General features: G+C 61.6%; 12 protein-coding genes. All 12 read right to left on the bottom strand.

Features of this window, described 5'->3' with window-relative positions; genetic code table 11:
* Positions 1-85 precede the first annotated feature (85 nt).
* Complete coding sequence (locus tag RWZ58_RS05875; protein WP_314657990.1) at positions 86-1708, bottom strand: cell division protein FtsQ/DivIB; 1623 nt, start codon at positions 1706-1708, stop codon at positions 86-88.
* Between the two features lie 9 nt (positions 1709-1717).
* Positions 1718-3217: a UDP-N-acetylmuramate--L-alanine ligase gene (gene murC, locus RWZ58_RS05870; RefSeq protein WP_314657989.1), complete on the bottom strand. Its 1500-nt coding sequence runs from the start codon at positions 3215-3217 to the stop codon at positions 1718-1720.
* On the bottom strand, positions 3217-4317 hold the full coding sequence (gene murG, locus RWZ58_RS05865) for an undecaprenyldiphospho-muramoylpentapeptide beta-N-acetylglucosaminyltransferase (protein ID WP_314657988.1): 1101 nt from the start codon (positions 4315-4317) through the stop codon (positions 3217-3219). Before murG ends, murC begins: the two co-directional genes overlap by 1 nt.
* A 211-nt stretch (positions 4318-4528) precedes the next feature.
* Complete coding sequence (locus tag RWZ58_RS05860) at positions 4529-6625, bottom strand: FtsW/RodA/SpoVE family cell cycle protein (protein ID WP_314657987.1); 2097 nt, start codon at positions 6623-6625, stop codon at positions 4529-4531.
* Between the two features lie 148 nt (positions 6626-6773).
* Entirely contained in the window at positions 6774-8360 is a 1587-nt protein-coding gene (gene murD, locus RWZ58_RS05855; protein ID WP_314657986.1) for a UDP-N-acetylmuramoyl-L-alanine--D-glutamate ligase, read from the bottom strand.
* Positions 8360-9565 carry a phospho-N-acetylmuramoyl-pentapeptide-transferase gene (gene mraY / locus RWZ58_RS05850; RefSeq protein WP_314657985.1) on the bottom strand — a complete coding sequence of 402 codons (1206 nt, stop codon included), beginning with the start codon at positions 9563-9565 and terminating at the stop codon, positions 8360-8362. The genes murD and mraY overlap by 1 nt, the downstream gene beginning before the upstream one ends.
* 6 nt (positions 9566-9571) lie before the next feature.
* Positions 9572-11191: a UDP-N-acetylmuramoyl-tripeptide--D-alanyl-D-alanine ligase gene (gene murF, locus RWZ58_RS05845; RefSeq protein ID WP_314657984.1), complete on the bottom strand. Its 1620-nt coding sequence runs from the start codon at positions 11189-11191 to the stop codon at positions 9572-9574.
* Positions 11184-12929 carry a UDP-N-acetylmuramoyl-L-alanyl-D-glutamate--2,6-diaminopimelate ligase gene (locus tag RWZ58_RS05840; protein ID WP_314657982.1) on the bottom strand — a complete coding sequence of 582 codons (1746 nt, stop codon included), beginning with the start codon at positions 12927-12929 and terminating at the stop codon, positions 11184-11186. Before RWZ58_RS05840 ends, murF begins: the two co-directional genes overlap by 8 nt.
* A 168-nt stretch (positions 12930-13097) precedes the next feature.
* On the bottom strand, positions 13098-14963 hold the full coding sequence (locus tag RWZ58_RS05835; protein WP_314657981.1) for a penicillin-binding protein 2: 1866 nt from the start codon (positions 14961-14963) through the stop codon (positions 13098-13100).
* Between the two features lie 54 nt (positions 14964-15017).
* Positions 15018-16037 carry an amino acid ABC transporter ATPase gene (locus tag RWZ58_RS05830; protein WP_314657980.1) on the bottom strand — a complete coding sequence of 340 codons (1020 nt, stop codon included), beginning with the start codon at positions 16035-16037 and terminating at the stop codon, positions 15018-15020.
* A 62-nt stretch (positions 16038-16099) separates the two neighbouring features.
* Positions 16100-17158, bottom strand: a complete 1059-nt coding sequence (rsmH, locus tag RWZ58_RS05825; RefSeq protein ID WP_314657979.1) for a 16S rRNA (cytosine(1402)-N(4))-methyltransferase RsmH — start codon at positions 17156-17158, stop codon at positions 16100-16102.
* A gap of 100 nt (positions 17159-17258) precedes the next feature.
* The gene (mraZ, locus tag RWZ58_RS05820; protein ID WP_314657978.1) at positions 17259-17690 is read right to left on the bottom strand and encodes a division/cell wall cluster transcriptional repressor MraZ; all 432 of its coding nucleotides are present in this window, start codon (positions 17688-17690) and stop codon (positions 17259-17261) included.
* Between the last annotated feature and the right edge of the window lie 583 nt (positions 17691-18273).

Raw genomic sequence — 18273 nt, 5'->3', positions numbered from 1 at the left:
TTGGTTCCTAGTCACACAGCGCAATTACCCCCTCTTTTTGCGGATTTCACACAAAAAGGGAGGATAAAGCGCCTGAATGGTTCCCCTAACGGGTCACCGGTACGCGCGGGGCAGACACATCATAGACGGTCACCTTCTGCGTCTGTGCCTCAGAGGAGCTCTCCTCCTGAGCACGCTTGGCAATAGCCTGGCGCAGGGAGAGAAGAACCTTAGCCTTCAACTCGCTCTCTTCAGCGGTTCCCCACTGCACCGTAGTATTATCCCTCAAGGTTAGAGTGATACTTGAGGTTGAGGTAGCGCTGGCTTCCTTAACCTGAGCTAGAAGTTCAGAGGGCATCGCCGAAAGCGCCGTAGAAATGGTGTGGAATTCAGCCGAAGTCTGCGGGTCATCACCGCTGAAACGCACCAGCGGCACCGAGGTATCGGGCTGAGTTGCCGACTCCAGCAGGCTCACACCATCACTATCAACAGTATGGTACGTATCGCCCTGCTTCACAACCGCAACCGCGGTACGCTCCTTCAGAGTCACCACCAGCTCATGCGGCGGGCGGCTCTCCACCTGCACGCTACGAATCACGTTGTCCTGCCCGATCAGCTCACGCACCTTCTTCTCGTCGATGCGAGTGAGCGGAACACCGCGCAGGGGCTCCAGCTTCTGCTCCACCTGAGTGGTCTCCAGCAGGGATGCGCCGCGCACCGTAATCTTCTGAGTCGCCAACAGGGGCGAGAAGAAGACCAGCACCACGTACAGCACCGCAATAATAGCCAGCGCCGAAGCGGTGTATAGCAGCTTACGGGCACGGGTCAGAGGCGCACGCTCCTTACGGGGGCGTTCCTCAGCACGCAGACCGTCCAGGCCCGGATCCTGACGCAGACGCTCACGCTGAGCCTGGCGGCTCGCACGCTCACGCTCCTTCTCAATCTCCGCGGCACGCTGCTGCTCACGCTCGGCACGCCAACGACCGAAACGGCTCGTGGGGCGAGGCTCTTCAGCTGCCTTCTCCCCCGCCTTATCAGTGCTCTTGTCGGCGCTTTCCTCAGCTTTCTGGGCGGCAGGCTCTTCGCGAGACTCAGCAGAGGCCTTGGAGGAGCCGGGCTTCTTGCCAGAGCCCTTATCGCTGTCCTTGCCGGTGCCCTTCTCAGCCTGCGCGGACGCAGCCTGAGTAGATGCAGGCTGAGCAGAGGCACCCTTGGCGGATGAAGTCTTCGACGAAGAATCCTCAAACGCCTCAACATCAAACAGCTCGGGGGCATGCTCAACCTCAGAGACGGTACGACCGGTCATCAGAGCCGAACGCACCGAATCCTTCAGAGACTGCGCCGAAGAATGCACCGCCGCGGCGCTCTTCTGAGCCGAAGAATCAGCACCGTGCTGAGCGGAAGCCTTATGCGCCACGGGCTTACGCGGCGCATGGCGAACAGAGCTCGAAGACTGAGTAGCGGCTGCCTGGGCCGAGCCCTCGGAGGCGGTAGCCTTGGCGGGATTCACCGCATCCGCAGGCTTAGCAGTCTCCGCACCATTGGCGACCTTCGCCGTCTGAGGCTGAGCCACCTGAGACTGAGCAGACTCAGCCTGCACGGATTCAGCTTGCTTAGCCTCAACCGGCGCATTCTCAGCCGCCTGCTGGGCACGCAAACGAGCACGCGAACGCGGAGCCTTCGGCACGCGCGAGGAGGAATGCCCCTCCGAAGAGAGACCAGAACTCATCGGCACAGCCTAAGCCTCCGACTTCTTCGACTCGCCACCGTGACGAACCTGCAGGGACTCCAGCAGACGAGCACCCAAAGCGGTCACGTCACCGGCGCCAACGGTCATCACAATATCGCCGCTCTGAGCGCACGCCACGATATCCTCAATAGCGCCCTCAGCGGTAGCGTAACGAACCTCAGAGAAACCAGCACCGGTAATCAGCTCACTGGTCACGCCCTCAATCGGCAGCTCACGAGCCGGGTAAATATCCAGCACATGAGCGCGGTCAGCCATCGACAGAGCCTGCGCGAACTCCTTCGCGAACTCGCGAGTACGCGAGAACAGATGAGGCTGGAAAATCACGTACAGGTTATGGCCATCAGCCACGGTACGACCGGTCTCCAGAGCGCGGAACACCTCGGTCGGGTGATGCGCATAATCGTCAAAGACCTTCACGCCGGCAACCTCACCGCGCAGGGTGAAGCGGCGGTCAGCACCCACAAACTCAGCCAGAGCGGGAGCAATATCGGCAGCCTCGTAACCAGAAATCAACGCCGAAGCAAAAGCCGCAGAAGCATTCAGCTGGTTGTGAATACCGGGCACCTTCAGAGCAATATCCTGCTCACCCTCATAATGCACGCCACGGCATTCAAAAGACCAGGACAGGTGCGACGACGAGGAAGAACCAGCGCTGGTAATCTCGCTAATGCGCAGGTCAGCATCCACAGACTCACCGTAAGTCACCACAGGCACACCCGCCGCACGAGAACGAGCCGCAAGAGTAGCCGCACCCGCATCATCAGCGCAGGTCACCACAACACCGTTAGGAGCCAGCGAACCTACAAAACGGTTGAACGCCTCAAAGACGCGCTCATCGGTCTCATAGAAATCCAGGTGGTCCGGCTCAACATTCGTCACCACAGCAATAGCCGGGCGGTAACGCACAAACGAGCCGTCCGACTCATCAGCCTCAGCCACAAAAATCGACTCCGGACCCTGAGCACCCAGGTGAGCGTTCGTGCCGCGACCAGCAATCACAGTACCCACCGCAAACGACGGGTCAGCACCCAGCTGATCAAACATCACAGAAATCATGGAGCTAGTCGTGCTCTTACCGTGAGTACCGGCAACAGCAACCACCTGAGACTCACCCATCACAGCGGCAAGCGCCTCAGAACGATGCAACACACGCAGACCCTGCGCACGAGCGGCAACAAGCTCCGGGTTATCCTCACGAATCGCGGTAGAAATCACCACGGTATCAACGTCCACAATGTTCTCAGCCTGCTGAGGAACACCCACACGAGCACCCGCAGCACGCAAAGACTCAACAGTAGCCGACTCGGCACGATCCGAACCGCTCACCGTCACACCAGCCTGCAGCATCAGAGCGGCAATAGCGCTCATACCCGCGCCACCAATACCGATGAAGTGCACACGTCCCAACTCGCTCATCTTCGCACGCTCAGGGAACGGCGGGTTCAGCGGTGCCGGCAACACCATCTCAAGATTCATCAATTCAGTCATTACTTCTCAGCTGCCTTCAATACTGCTTCAGCCATAACGCGCGCCGCGTCACGGATACCAAGTTCATACGCCGCAGCGCCCATGCGCTCCAGCTCCTCCGGGTTCGCCATAAGAGCCGGAATCTCACGGGCAAACCACTCACCGGTGACTTCTGCATCCTTCACCAGCAGAGCCGCAGACGCCTCCACCAGAGAACGAGCATTCAGAGCCTGCTCACCATTACCAATGGGAAGCGGCACAAAAATCGCGGGAACACCCACCGCAGCAACCTCGCTCACGGTCGCCGCACCCGAACGCACCAGTAGAAGATCAGCGGCAGCATACACATCCTGCATGCCATTGCTGAACTCAATCTGACGGTAATTCGGGGCGCTCAACAGCTCACCGTTCTCATCCAGAACAGCCTTACCCTTACCGGTAATGTGCAGAATCTGGAAATCCCACTCCGCAAAGTGGTCACGGCACGCCGCCACCGCATTATTCAGGCTCAACGCACCCAGCGAACCGCCGGTCACAATCACGGTCGGCTTCTGCGGGTCCAAGCCCAGGTTACGGCGAGCTTTCGAACGGTGCGCGTCGCGGTTCAGGTAGGCAATCTCGTCCTTCATGGGCATGCCCACCAGGGTTGCGCGCGGGAACGGAGTATTAGGGAACGCCACACCGGTGAACTTCGCGAACGAACCACCCAGGCGGTTCGCCAAACCGGGCTTCGCATTCGCCTCATGAATCACCACGGGAATCTTAGCGCTCAACGCCGACAGATACGCCGGCGGGCACACGTAGCCGCCCACGCCAACAACCACATCTGCATCTGCTTCCTTGAGGATGCGGCGGGTCTTCGACAGGCCACCAAAGAACTTAGCGGGGAAAGCAAAAGCGGCACGGTTAATGCTACGAGGGAACGCCGCGCGAGGAATAAACTCAATATCGAAGCCGGCCGCCGGAACCAGGTCGGCTTCCATCTTGTCGGCGGTGCCCAGCATCAGAATCTTGGCGTTCGGTTCAAGGTCGCGAACGGCGCGGGCAATCGCAAGCATCGGATTAATGTGACCGGCGGTGCCACCACCGGCGAAGACTATCGAGGGTGCCTTCTTCGTCATAGGTCTCTCTCCCAATACATCGGTACAGCATCATTTTACGCTATCGCACCTGTTCAATAGAGCGCCCCCGCCATTGAGCTATGACTCAACGGCGAGGGCGTTACCTCTTATTCAGCGCATATTCATCACCGGCGGAAGCGCAACCCACAGCCCCGCTCCCCCGAACGCCAGCTCTCACGATGCCGGCTACACAGGGTGGGTTCCGCTGGGTTTAGCCCTGCTTACGGGTGCCCCGCTGAGCCGAGTTCCGAGCCGCGCCCTGAGCCGGACGCTGCTGAGCGCCGTTCTTCTGCGCGGCCTTTGCCTGAGCACCCTTTACCTGAGCACCCTGTCGCGGCGCTGCCAGACGCTGAGCACCCTGTCGCTGGGTACGGCGCAGACGATCCTCCGGATGCAACGGCTGCAAGCCCGCAGGCAACGAACCCGACGGACGGTGCTGCGCAGAACGAGGCTGCGCGGGCTGCTTCGGAGCCGCGGGCTTCTGGGCGGGTGCCTTCTGTACGGGCGCCTTCTGGGCGGGGCGAGCCTGAGCGGGCTTACCCTGACCGGTACGCGGCTGAGAAGCACGAGCCTGAGCGGATGCCTGCTTCGAAGCAGGCTTCTTCGCGGGAGCACCAGCCGAAGACGCGGGCTTCTGAGACTGCCTCTTCGGAGCGCTCTTCTGCTGAGCCGCCTTCACACGGGCAGCCTCTTCACGAGCCAGACGCGCCTCCTCGCGAGCACGACGCGCCTCTTCTCGAGCCTGCGCCGCCTCACGGCGAGCCTGTTCCTCTTCGCGACGAGCCTGCGCCCGAGCCTGGCGCTCCTGCTCCTTCTGCTGTTCACGAGCCATACGAGCCAGCTCGCGCTGCTGATCCGGTGCAAAACCCAACCAGCGGCGCAACGTGCTCTCCGGGCCAAAAACAACCTTCAAAGGATTATGTTCCTTCAGCAGGTGGCCACCAGCAGCCGCACGAGCCGCTTCCTCCTGATCCAGCACATCCTGCAACGGAATACGACGCTTCCAATCAGCATTCGCACGACGAACCTCACGCGCGCTCTGATTCTCAATATTCGACGGTGCCGTCGCGCCACGCAACGGAGTCTGCCGCGCAAACGCCAACAACAAACCCGCCGCAAACAACGACGACAACAGCGACGAACCACCGTACGAAACAAACGGCAGAGGCACACCAATCACCGGCAAAAGACGGGACACCATGCCCATATTGATAATCGCCTGAGAGGTCAGCCAAATCATGATGCCGCCCGTCGCCAAACGCACCAGCGGATCAGTAGTGCGCAACATAATCCGGACCGCGCAATACACCAGACCCACGTACAGCAGCAGAACCGCCAGCGTACCCAGCAGACCCAGCTCCTCACCAATAATGGCGAAAATGTAGTCGTTATGAGCCTCAGCCAGGTAGTTGTACTTCTGACGCGACTGGCCCAGACCAACACCCAGGAAACCACCGGTCGCCAACGCCACCTCACCAGAATTCGCCTGGTCACAGTTAGCGTTCGTACACGAACCCCAAATACCGAAAATACGAGCCACACGGTTCGCGCTACTGAGCACACCCACCAGCGCCAACACCGCAAACGCGCCGCCAATCCTCAGCAACGAGCTACGAGAAGCACCCGCCAGCCACATCATGCCCACAAAGATGAAGCCATACACCATGGCGGTACCCATGTCACCGCCGAGCATAATCAGCAGAACCAGGGCACCCACACCATAAATCGAAGGGAACAGCGTACGCCAAATACTGCGAGAAATATCGCCGTGGCGGCTGTACACCCACGCCAGCCACATAATAATCGCCAGCTTCGAAAACTCCGACGGCTGAATCTGTACTGGGCCGAGCTTCAACCAGTTACGGTTACCGTTCACCTCAACGCCGACAACCACCACAGCAAGCTGCATGACCAAAGCGGCAATGAGCATCGCGTTCACCACAAACTCCTTGTGGTACCACCCCACCGGGATACGCGTAATACCCGCCATCGCGAGAACGCCCATGACCAAGAACATGATCTGAGACGAAACCTGCGAGAACGGCGACTGGCCCTGCGAAATCATCGTGACGCTCGAAGCCGACAACACCATAATGCAGCCAAAAATAGCCAGACCCAGGGTCGTCACCAGCAACATCACCGGCACATCCCACAGGTCAGCCTTCAAACCACGACGGTACAACCTACCGGCACGAGCACGGAACGGCGCTGAGAAATCCTCCAAACCGGCTCGCAAAGACGCCCAACGACCACTCGCGGTCGAACGCGCCGAAGAAGCCGAACGCTCCGAAGATGCGCTGGTACTCACATGCCCTCCTATAGGCCTCAACTGCCACGGATCCGTCGTGGCGAATACACGAAAAAGGTTCAGGGGTGGGACACCGTTACCATCCCACCCCCGAGAAGAACCCGCAGAAAGCACCCCGGTTACCCGAGACGCCCCTGCAGGTAACGTCCTAAGAGTCAGCCAGCTGGGCGGCAACAGCGTTCGCAAACGCATCACCGCGCACCGCATAATTCTTGAACTGGTCCATCGACGCAGACGCGGGAGCCATCAGCACGGTATCCCCCGGATGCGCCAGCTCAGCAGCCTTCGCAACGGCCGCGTTCATCACGGCAACGCCGTCCGAAGAATCAGCCACAGCGGCGGTCATATTGTAGGTCGGAACCTGCGGAGCGTGGTTAGCCAATGCCGACTTCAACGCCGCAGTATCGGTACCGATAATCAGCACAGCCTTCAGACGCTGCGCGTGGGCAGCAATCAGCTCATCGTACTCAACGCCCTTCGACAGGCCGCCAGCAATCCACACCAGCGAGGGGTAGCCGCTCATCGACGCGTTCGCGGCGTGAGGATTCGTAGCCTTCGAATCGTTCACCCACATGATGTCGTTTGCGTAACCCACCAGCTGGTTGCGGTGCGCACCGGTCTTGAAAGAACGCAGGCCCGCGCCCACAGCCTTCGGGTCAATATCAGCCGCACGGCACAGCGCCGCAGCCGCCAGAGCGTTCTCCACGGTGTGCTTCGCGGGCATCTTACCGGGTGCTGGAGCCAAATCCTCCAGAACCGCCAGCTCATACGCCTCGTTGTAACGGTTCTTCAAGAAGGCGCGGTCCACCATGATGTCCTCAGCCAGGCCGAGCATCGACACGGCGGGCATCTCAGTGGAGCTGAAGCCAATCGCGCGAGCGCCCTCAATAACGTCCGCGTTCTCAACCATGCGCAGGGTGTCCACATGGTCGGTGTTGAAGATGCAGGCAACCTGAGTGTGCTCATACACGCGAGCCTTATCAGCCTTGTAACGCTCGAACGAACCGTGCCAGTCCACGTGGTCCTCAGCAATGTTCAGAACCACCGAAGCGTACGGGGACATCGAATGGGTCCAGTGCAGCTGGAAGCTGGACAGCTCCACCGCGAAGAACTCATAGGGCTCATCGTCGGCAATGGCGTACACGATGGGCATGCCCACGTTGCCTACCTGAATAGCCTTCTTGCCGGCAGCCTTCAGGATGGAATCGACCATACCCACGGTGGTGGTCTTACCATTCGTACCGGTCAGGCACAGCCATTTGGGGGTCGGCAGGCCACTACGCTCGTTTAAACGCCATGCCAGCTCAACATCGCCCCAAATCTGGATACGGCGCTCATAAGCGTCCAGCATCACCGGGTGGTCGGGACGCACACCCGGAGAGGTCACCACAAGCTCGGGTTCCTGACCGTCCACCAGGGGCAGGGCACGCATGTGCTCGGGACCGAACAGGCCCTCAACCGGGCCGTACGCGTTCTTGTAAATCTCGATGCGCTCACGCTTCTCCGGGGTATCCGCGCCGTCGATGACAACGATCTTCGCGCCCAGCTGGGCAAGCACGTCGGTCACAGCGTCGCCGCTGGTGCCCATACCCACCACGACCACGCGCAGGTTAGCCCAGGGCGCACCCCAGTGAGTCAGCTCCGCGAGGCGCTCGTTCTCATACACCGGGTTCACCGCAATAGCGGCGGCAACCGCCTCAATGCGAGCTGCATCCGGCTGTTCAATAGTTGACATTAGTGAATCACTCCAGAAGTCTGCGAGAACCAGTCACCGAAGAACAGCGCCAGGGCGACGAGCACGCAGAGGGCATTAACAACCCAGAGGCGGAACACGGAGTTCACTTCGCCGCTGCTGACGGTACCGGGGGCAATGCCTCGCTTATCAATTGAGTACATGCCGTTGACGCCGACCTTCTCCATGTGATGGTGGAAGGGGGTCATACGGAAGTAACGGTGCGCATGCAGGGGCTTCTCCCCCGCTGCGACCGAACGCTTACGGCTGGTCTTGAACACGAACTTCTGCACGATCACAGAGAACACTTCCAGCACGGGAATCAGAGCGATGACCAGCAGAAGCAGCTCGGTGCGGGTAAACAGCGCGAAGGCAACCATTGCGCCGCCGAGCGCCAGAGAACCGGAGTCGCCCATGAAGATCTGTGCCTTCGACACGTTCCACCAGAGGAAGCCAGCCAGCGAACCCACCAGGGAAGCAGCAATCAGCGCCAGCGAGCCGGGGTCGCGCACATCGTAGCAGGCGGTGCCAGCGCCAGCGGAGCAGGCGTGCACGTACTGCCAGATGCTGATGGTCAGGTAGCCGGAGAAGATGGTCATCATGATGCCGCCAGCCAGGCCGTCCAGACCATCGGTGAAGTTCACCGCGTTCGTACCGGACAGGGAGATGAGGGTAATCCACGCAACCAGCAGGATGGAGCCGAAGACCGCGCCCGCCGCGAACAGGTCAATGGGCAGGTCACGTACGAAAGAGATAGCGGTCGACGCCGGACGTGCACCCGACTCATTCGGGAACTGGAACGCCAGGTACGCAAAGGGCAGGGTAACGCCCAGAAGACCAATGGTCTTCTGCTTCTCGGTCAGACCCTCGTTGCCCTTATTGCGGAACTTCATGATGTCGTCCGCCGCGCCCACACCGAGCATGCCCAGGGTGAAGGCAATGGTCAGCCACGCGGTAGCAGTCGGTACCGGCGCGGTACCGAAGAGCAGGGCGCTCACCGCCAGGGTCAAGAAGTAGGCGAGAATCGCCGCGGGGATGAAAATCAGACCCGCCATGGTGGGGGTGCCCGCCTTATGCTGGTGGGCTGCAGGGCCTTCCTCACGGATGAGCTGGCCAAGCTTCAGAGACTTCATCTTCTTGATGAACACCGGCAGCGCGGTGAGGGAGATGAGGAATCCGAAGATTCCAGCAATCAGCACGGTAATCATAAAGCGCTACCCTTCGTTCGTGGTCTGTTCGGTCGAAGTACGGTCGCCCTTAGCGGTGCCGTCCAGGTGAGCGGCAAGGTGGTCGCTCAAATCGGTGGTTTCAACAAAGTCACCGGCAGAAAGCCAGGTCGGTGCCTGCTCTTCCTCAGCACCGAAGGTGTACTCGGCGAAAGCAACCTGGTCACCCAGAATGCCCAGCTTCGCACCGTTCGAGGACTTGAAGAGCACAATGTCACCGGGGCGAACCTCGGCGCGCAGAATCTGCTCCGCCTCTTCCGGGGTCTGCACCCAGGTTGCCTCGTTACCCCAGGAGCCTTCCAGGTGAGCCGCATTGTAGGTGGGCTTCGTCTCGTCGCCCACAGCAATCAGCTTGGAAATGTTCATGCGCACCACGAGGCGGCCGATGCGGTCGTGCTCCTCCACGGAGGCGTCGCCGAGCTCCAGCATGGCGCCCAGAACAGCCCAGGTGCGGTGGGGCTGGCCGGTCGCCGGGTCAACGGTGCGGCCCAGCTGCGCCAGGGTGCGCAGTGCCGCCGCCATCGACTCGGGGTTCGCGTTGTACGCGTCGTTAATGACGGTCACGCCGTCGGCACGGTCGGTGCGAGCCATACGCCACTTCGAAGCTGCCGCCGCTTTGTTGAGCGCGCGAGCAATCTTCTCACCCGAAATACCGCTGTTGTAGGCGATCGTCGCAGCAGCCAGCAGGTTGTGCACGTGGTGCTCACCGATCAGCTGCGAGGAAATCTCGTACTCGCTGCCGTCGGGCAGGCGCAGAGTGAACTCGGGGCAGCCAGCGTCGGTGGTGCGCAGGTTCAGCGCCGCCACGTAGCGTTCGTAGGGCTGACCGTTCGCGTCGGTCTTCTCGCCCACGCCAAAGTAGGTAATGGGTGCAACCGAACGCGAGGCCATGCGCAGCACGCGCTCATCGTCAGCGTTCAGAGCTAGGGAGCCGGTCGGCTGAACGCCCTCAGCCAGCTCGCCCTTGGTGCGCTCAATATTGTCCACGCCGCCGAACTCGCCAGCGTGCGCGGTACCAACCTTCAGGATTGCACCGTGATCGGGGTGCGCAATATTCGCCAGGTACTCGATGTTGCCTACACGGTCCGCACCCATCTCAATGACCAGGTAGCGGGTGGACTCATCCGCACGGAAAACGGTCAGGGGCACGCCCACCTCACTGTTGTAGGAGCCGACCGGGGCAACGGTCGGGCCCTCCGGGGTGAAAATGGCGGCAAGAAGGTCCTTGGTGGTGGTCTTACCTGCAGAACCGGTAATACCGATAACGGTCAGCTCACCCTGAGCGCGCATCTGCTCAATGGAATAGCGCGCCAAATCGCCCATCGCCAGCACCACATCGGGCACCTGGATGCTCGGGTAGGGCACGCCCTGCTCATCGAGTACTTCACGCTCGACCAGCGCCAGGGTCGCGCCCCGCTCAAACGCCATGGGGATGAACCTGTGGCCGTCAGTGACCGCACCGGGCTTCGCCACGAACAGGGTACCGGTCTGCACCTCGCGGGAGTCGGTGGTGGCGAAGTCTGCGTACACCTGCTCCTCACGGCCCTCCAGGCCGATAGCGGTGCCGCCGGTTGCCTCAATAATCTGGGCGGCGCTGAGCTTAATCATTCTTCACCATACCTTCAGCGGTCTTAGAGTCACTTTCATCGAGCATGCGCTGGTAGTCAGGCAGAATCTCGAAACCGTGCGCACGCAGGGCACGGGCGGTTTCAACGCGGTCGTCCAGGGCGATATCCACGCCGTCAACATCCTGTTCGGTTTCGTGGCCGCGGCCAGCAATCAGGATGGCATCATGCTCGCCCGCCAGGGCAATCGCCGCATCAATAGCAGCTGCACGCGGAGAAATGTTTAGAATCTGGGTGGCACGGCGGTTCTCAGCCTTCTGCGCGCCCTCCTCAACGGCGGCACGAATCGGGGCGGGCTCTTCACCGTGCGGATCGTCATCGGTCACGATGACGATATCGGCGTTCTGAGCGGCAATCGCACCCATAATCGGGCGCTTCAGCTGGTCACGCTCACCGGTCGCGCCGAACACAATCATGACCTTACCGTCACCGGGGCGGTCCATAGCTTCCAGCGCACGGGTCAGACCGTCGGGGTTATGTGCGAAGTCCACGATGGCGTGTGGTGCCAGCGAAATCAGCTGCATGCGTCCGGGCACCACGGGGGTGAGCGCCGGACCGGCGGCCAGGGCCGGCAACAACAGCTCGCGCTCGGCGGCATCGGTATCGAGGTACGCAATGAGGGCGGCCAGGGCCGCGTTCGAAACGTTGAAGTCTGCGGGCAGGCCCGTGTAGCACTCAATGCTTTCGCCGGTGCCGTTCTCCAGGTGGAAGCGGTGGCCCAGACCCTCGCGCTGCACGCGGACCACGGCCCAATCGCGCTCGCCAAACTCGGCGGGGACCTCGGCGAGGCCGGCACCGCGGGCGGTCACCAGGCGGTGCACGTGCTCGGCCCCCATCCGCTCGGCGGCGGAGGCGTGCATCTTCTCACCCCAGCTATCGTCCGCGGTAATTACGGCCAGCTCGGCGCGCTCGGGGGTGAACAGCTGAGCCTTCGACTCAAAGTAGTGCTCCATCGTGCCGTGCAGGTCCAGGTGATCCTGGGTCAGGTTCGTAAAACCGGCCACGGCATACTTCACGCCGTCGACACGGTGGTAATCAATCGCGTGCGAGGACACCTCCATCGCCGCGCAACGCACCTGATGCTGACCCATAATCGTCAGCAGAGAATGCACGTGAGGAGACTCCGGGGTGGTCATCTTCGAAGGAACCGACACACCATCAATCAGAATCTGAATAGTGCCAATCAGACCCGTCTTTACACCCAGGCCGGTGCGGAACACCGACTCCAACATGTAGGTGGAGGTGGTCTTACCGTTCGTACCGGTCACCGCGTAACGGTGAGTAGCGGGGAACGAAGCCGAACCATAAATCAGCGCAGCCAACGGACCAACGTACTCGCGCAGGTTCTCAGTCACCAGGACAGGCACCGGCGCCTCACCCAGCAGCTGCGCACCGGCAGCATCCGTCAAAATAGCGGAAGCACCCAGATTCAACGCGGCCTCAGCAAACTGCGCACCGTGCACCTTCGCACCGGGCAGAGCCACGTACAGGTCCTGCGGGCGAACACCTCGGGAGTCCATGCTAATACCGGTAACCTCAACGGAATCACCGGATTCAGAACCCTGAACGCCACTAGCCAGCTGGGAACTCACCTGAGCACCCAATCCCTGCAGATGTTCGCGAAGGTGCGCCAAACTCACCGGGCGCACAGAATTCGGGCGCAGAGTCTGAGCGTCGCCGCCCAGCAGGTTCTGGCCGGGTGCGTGAGATGCGGTATCCATCGTCCTTCTTTCCTCTCCGCTGTCCGAAGCGGTGAGCTCTGTATGGTCAATGCGCTCAAGGCACACAGGGTCATTCAATATTCTACGGGCTTTAGGCTTCGACAGGTGTTCAGTCCCGGGGCTTCTTCATCACGAATCAGCTACCGGGAACCTCTCCCCCGCTCGCCTTTAGCTCGTCTTATTGGGGCTATCCTCAGCAAAAAGCGGAATCAACTCCGGTTCACCAGTCGACCGCGGCACGTTATAGGTGTGCAGAGTCTTCTCCATAATCTTGGAGAACTCAGCCGTCGTACCGTTCGCACCCACGCTACCCTCAGGACGCTGCATGGTCACCGCCACCAAGAACTGCGGGTTCTCAATCGGCGCCACACCAATAAAGGACGTCGTGTTGCCGTCGTAGCCGCCCTTCTCACTCGGAGTTTCCGCAGTACCGGTCTTACCGCCCACGCGGTAGCCGGTCACCTTCGCCGGACGGGCGTGGCCTTGCTCCACCACATTCTCCATGAGAGTCAGGCAGGAAGCGGCAGTCTCCTCGCTGACCATGCGTTCGCCAGGCTCTACGGCACGCTTATGTTCGGTACCGTCGGCGTCAATGATCGCGTCCACAATGCGCGGCTTCAGACGAACGCCCTTATTGCCCAGCGCCTGGAAAATCATGGCGGTCTGCAGCGGAGTCTGCGCAACACCCTGACCGAACAGCACAGTGTACTGCTGACGGCCATCCCAATCACGCCAATCAGCGATTATACCCTGCTCCTCACCGGTCAGCTCAATGCCGGTAAACTCGCCGACGCCGTACTTCTTCAACCAGTTGTAGCGCTCTTCCTTGCTGAGCTTCTGACCGACCAGCACCGTACCGGTGTTCATCGAGTCATGAATAATGCCCGAGAAAGTACGCCGCTGCGCCCCGTGCTCAAACGCATCCTTGAAGGTCTGCCCGTCAATCGTGAGGGTCGCGGGCACGTCATACACGCTCGTGGGGGTCGTGAGGCCCTGCTCAATCAGCGCCGAAGCAGTTAGCATCTTCTCGGTCGAGCCAGGCTCCACGCTCTGCGAGATGGCTCGCGGGGTCATATCCGTGGCGTCCTCGATGGTCTTCGCGCCGGGGTCCATGGTCGAGGAATCCGCCAGCGCCAGCAGGGAGCCGTCACGCACATCCATAACGATGGCGGTACACCACTCCGCTTTGAGCTCCTCGGCGCGGGCGCGCACAACCTGCTGGGCGAAGTACTGGATGTCTCGGTTAATGGTTAGACGCACGTCCTTACCGTCAACCGCGAGGCGCTGCTCCTCCTTGGCCACGGGGATGCGCACGCCGTCCGCGCTGATCTCGTAGGTGCGCTCACCGGGGGTGCCGGCCAGCTCCTTTTCGAAGACGCGCTCAATACCCACGGAGTAGTTACGGGACACCGTACCGCCCGTACCGTTGCCGTCTGCCTCTTCAACAATGTTGTACTTACCGACCACGGAACCGCCCACACTACCGTTGGGGTACAGGCGCTGAGAGAACGCCTCGCCGTAGATGAAGGGCGCGCCGAGGTCGTCAATTTTATGGAAAATCTCGGGGGAAACATCGGTCTTAATGACCGAGTACTTGGAGGTACCGTCCAGCTTCGACTTGATGAATTCGTCGGTGATGCCCGGGTCCACGCTCTTGAGGATATCGGTCATCTCGTAGACCAGCTGGCTCGGGGTCACCTCAATCTTCTCGGTGCGGTCCTCGTTGTAACGCTTAAAGGTGGCGACGGCCGTCTGATCCGCGGTGAGGTTGTAGCGCTGCACCGAGCGGGCCATGACGTTGCCGTTAATATCGAGAATCTGTCCGCGCACGGCGGGAAGCACCTGCGAGCGCAGGCGCTTCTGGCGCGAGGCGTTGGCAACCCCGCCGGGGTCGAAGCCCTGGCGCACGAACAGGTTTACGCCGATGACGCCCAGGGCACCGGTGGCGGCCGCGCCGGCCAGGAAGCCTCTACGGGTCAGGTCCGGCTTCCCGGATGCCGGTTCGTTCGCGTGATGGCGCGCGTCGAAGCTCATTCGGGGATATCCTTTCGCGGTTCTCGTGCTGTGTGGGGTGTCGGTTGGGGGCGGCTAGCGGGTGGCCTGGCCGTTCTGTGCGGTGCCGTTAGCGGCACCGTTGTTCGTGTTGGCGGCGTTCGCGCTGTTCGCAGCGGCGGAGGCGCTCGGCTGGGCGGATTGCTGCGCCGCGCCGTTGTTTGTAGCGCTGTTCTGCGAGGTCCCGCTGTTCGCGGCGTTATTGGCCGCGGCGGGGCTAGCCGTTGCGCTCGCCGAGGCGCTCGCGGCCGCGCTTGCGTGACGTTGCTGGGTGGTCTTATCCGCATCCACCACGCTCTTGGCGTAGCTTTCCTCGGAGCCTGCGGCCGGGGGCGCAATCAGGTTTTGTTCCTTGGTCGCGGCCTTGCCGGTGGGGCTGGCCACGGGCGCGGGGGTTCCCTCAATCTTGGAGGTCTGCAGGTTCAGGGTGGCCTGCGAGGAGCTGGCGAACATGCCCAGGGCGCTCGCGCGCACCGCCAGGTCCTGGGGGGCTTCCTTGAAACCGATCTCCTGCTGCAGGGCCTGGTTCTCCTGTACGAGACGCTGTTCCTGCGCGCGCAGGTCCACCATGTCGTACTGTCGGGTCACGATTAGCACGTTGAGCAGCAGGATAAAAATCAGGGTCAGCGGGATAGCGGCAAAAACGGCCAGCATGGTCGGCGGGCTCAATCGGCGGGCGCGGCGGGTCACCGCGGACAGCGGTGTGCGTCGGGTGACGGCCTCTTCCTCGCGCGGTTCCTCGGTTCGGGCCGCGGCACGCACCGGGCCGGGAACGTGGCCCGCGGTGCGCTTACCCCCGTGGGAGGCTGCGGTGCTTGCCGGGCGAACCACGGGCTGAGAAGCGGTAACCGGATCCACCCGCGCGCTACGGGTACGGCCGGAATGTACACCCTTGGAGGTGCGGGTCACGCCCGCGCTGTGCGAGGCGTTCGAGGAGCCCAGGCTCGAGCTCAGAGCACCGGATGCACCCGCCGAGGGGCGCGAAGAACCGGTGCGTCGAGTCCGCGGGGTACCCTGGGCGCGGGTGGGGCGCTGGGATGCATGCTGGGTGCTCATTCGCTCTCTAATCTTCGTCTTAGGTGGTTACTAGCGTCTGTCGCCTGCGGGCGAGCAAATCGCTACTGGGCGGGGATTCGAATCTTCTCGGCTGCGCGCAGCTTGGCGCTGGCCGCACGAGAGTTTTGCGCAATCTCTTCCTCGGTGGGCGGCTCCGCGCCGCGGGTAATAATCTTGATCGTGGGCTTGTGCTCCTCGAGTTCCACGGGGAATCCCTTCGGCGCCTTGGAGGTCGCCTCGGCCGTGAGGGCGCGCTTCACGATTTTGTCTTCCAGGCTGTGGTAGCTCATTGCAACGAATCGGCCGCCCAGGTTCAGCGCGTCCAGGGCCGCGGGAACGGCCCGTTCGAGCGCCTCCAGCTCGTGGTTGACCTCGATGCGTAGCGCCTGGAAGGTGCGCTTGGCGGGGTGGCCGCCGGTGCGCTGGGCTGCGACGGGAACCGCCTTCTGAATAATGCGCACGAGCTCGCCGGTGGTCTCCAGCGGCGCGTTGGCGCGGGCAGTGCAGATGGCGCGGGCGATGCGCGAGGCGAACTTCTCCTCGCCCCAATTGCGGATAATGCGGCGCAGCTGGTCCTCGCTGTACTCGTTGACCACGATGCGCGCGGTGAGCTCGTCCTCGGAGTTCATGCGCATGTCCAGGGGCGCGTCGTAGGAGTACGCGAAGCCACGGGCGCGTTCGTCCAGCTGCATGGAGGAGACGCCCAGGTCCAGCAGGACGCCGTCAATTCCCTGCACCCCGGCGGTTTCCATGGCGCGGTCGATTTCGTCGTAGACCGCGTGTACAGGCACAAAACGCTCGCCGAAGCGTGCCAGACGCTCCCCCGCGATGGAGTGGGCCTGCAGGTCCCGGTCGATACCGATGAGCACCAGGTTCTCGAACCGCTCCAGCAGCGCCTCGGAGTGGCCGCCCATGCCCAGGGTTCCGTCAATCACGTAGGCGGTTCCGCGTTCCTCCACGGCACGCTCAATGCCGGGTGCCAGCAGGTTGATGCAGCGGTCCAGCATGACGGGCACGTGGCGTTCGCTGGCGTCACGCTCGGAAAGATTGTCGATGGAGGCGCCGGTGACCTTCACCGAGGAGCCGGAGGTGCCGGCTTCGGGGGCGTGTTCTACGCTCATGGGTGCTCCTGTGAGAGTTTATCCTGCGGGAAGGTTTACGGAAGAGTGGTGCGGGTGTTAGAGATGCCGGGCGGTAGCCGTCGCACCGGCGGGATGCCGGTTAGAGCAACGGGCTGAACGGGTCCTCATCGAGGGCAGCGAATTCAGCTTCGGTGCGGGCGAGGTATTCCTCCCAGGCGGCTGCATCCCAGATTTCTGCGCGGGTTCCGGACCCGATGACCACAAGCTGGTCGCCAAGCCCGGCGTACTGCCGAAGAATCGGAGGGATGGTGATGCGCCCCTGTTTATCGGGTAGCTCATCCGAGGCTCCCGAGAGGAATACTCGCAGGAAGTCGCGGGCGGCTCGCCCCGGCAGGGGTGCGCTGCGCATCCGCTCGTGGATGCGCTCGAATTCCGCGGAGGGGAAAACGTACAGGCATCGTTCTTGACCGCGGGTCAGAACGAGGCCTGCTGAGAGTTCTTCACGGAATTTGGCGGGAAGGATGATGCGTCCTTTGGCGTCCATTCGTGGCGAGTAGGTACCTAAGAACATTCACTTCACCTCCCCGATGTGTGCCGTTGTACTGAAGCCTGCGGGAGCGGGGTTGCTCCACAATCCTGCAGGTGCCGGTGGCGGGGTGTGCCGGGCCGGCGCCTCCGCCGTCTGTTTGAGGGCACGGCGATAGGACTGACTTTCAGCTTTCCCCTCCACTTTACCCCACTTTCCACCACCTACCCCACCCGGCAGAGTATCTTTTAGTGTTTTTATGCTCTCTTCTGCATTTTTAACGCTGGCGCACAGCTTCTACACAGCTTCGGGCGTTTCCGCTCAGCGGGCCGCCTTCATCATGCTTGCTATGCCCTGACTCAAGTACAGAGTCAATGACGGGGCCAGTTGCAGCAGTCAGTGTGCCCCATCCGTCCGCCTCTAAAACATCCTTCTCTCACTGGTTCGGGCATAGAAAAAGCGGAAGGTAAGAGAATTCTTACCTTCCGCCTGTGAAGTCTTGATGAAGTCTTAAGACCCTAGAGAGTACGGATGCTTAGCCACGAGAAATACTAGCCGTGAGAAAAACTATTGCACCAAAGCAGTACTAGAACTGGCCGTTATTGCGTTCGTCCCAGCGGTCCTCCAG

The sequence above is a fragment of the uncultured Rothia sp. genome (assembly GCF_963544205.1).
In the GTDB taxonomy this organism is placed as follows: domain Bacteria; phylum Actinomycetota; class Actinomycetes; order Actinomycetales; family Micrococcaceae; genus Rothia.
This window is presented reverse-complemented; position numbering and strand designations above follow the sequence as displayed.

What these genes read in the sequence shown, in the direction of transcription:
- RWZ58_RS05875 (WP_314657990.1), bottom strand. Translation starts at nt 1,708, where the DNA reads ATGAGTTCTGGTCTCTCTTCGGAGGGGCATTCCTCCTCGCGCGTGCCG.
- murC (WP_314657989.1), bottom strand. Translation starts at nt 3,217, where the DNA reads ATGACTGAATTGATGAATCTTGAGATGGTGTTGCCGGCACCGCTGAAC.
- murG (WP_314657988.1), bottom strand. Translation starts at nt 4,317, where the DNA reads ATGACGAAGAAGGCACCCTCGATAGTCTTCGCCGGTGGTGGCACCGCC.
- murD (WP_314657986.1), bottom strand. Translation starts at nt 8,360, where the DNA reads ATGTCAACTATTGAACAGCCGGATGCAGCTCGCATTGAGGCGGTTGCC.
- mraY (WP_314657985.1), bottom strand. Translation starts at nt 9,565, where the DNA reads ATGATTACCGTGCTGATTGCTGGAATCTTCGGATTCCTCATCTCCCTC.
- murF (WP_314657984.1), bottom strand. Translation starts at nt 11,191, where the DNA reads ATGATTAAGCTCAGCGCCGCCCAGATTATTGAGGCAACCGGCGGCACC.
- RWZ58_RS05840 (WP_314657982.1), bottom strand. Translation starts at nt 12,929, where the DNA reads ATGGATACCGCATCTCACGCACCCGGCCAGAACCTGCTGGGCGGCGAC.
- RWZ58_RS05835 (WP_314657981.1), bottom strand. Translation starts at nt 14,963, where the DNA reads ATGAGCTTCGACGCGCGCCATCACGCGAACGAACCGGCATCCGGGAAG.
- RWZ58_RS05830 (WP_314657980.1), bottom strand. Translation starts at nt 16,037, where the DNA reads ATGAGCACCCAGCATGCATCCCAGCGCCCCACCCGCGCCCAGGGTACC.
- rsmH (WP_314657979.1), bottom strand. Translation starts at nt 17,158, where the DNA reads ATGAGCGTAGAACACGCCCCCGAAGCCGGCACCTCCGGCTCCTCGGTG.
- mraZ (WP_314657978.1), bottom strand. Translation starts at nt 17,690, where the DNA reads ATGTTCTTAGGTACCTACTCGCCACGAATGGACGCCAAAGGACGCATC.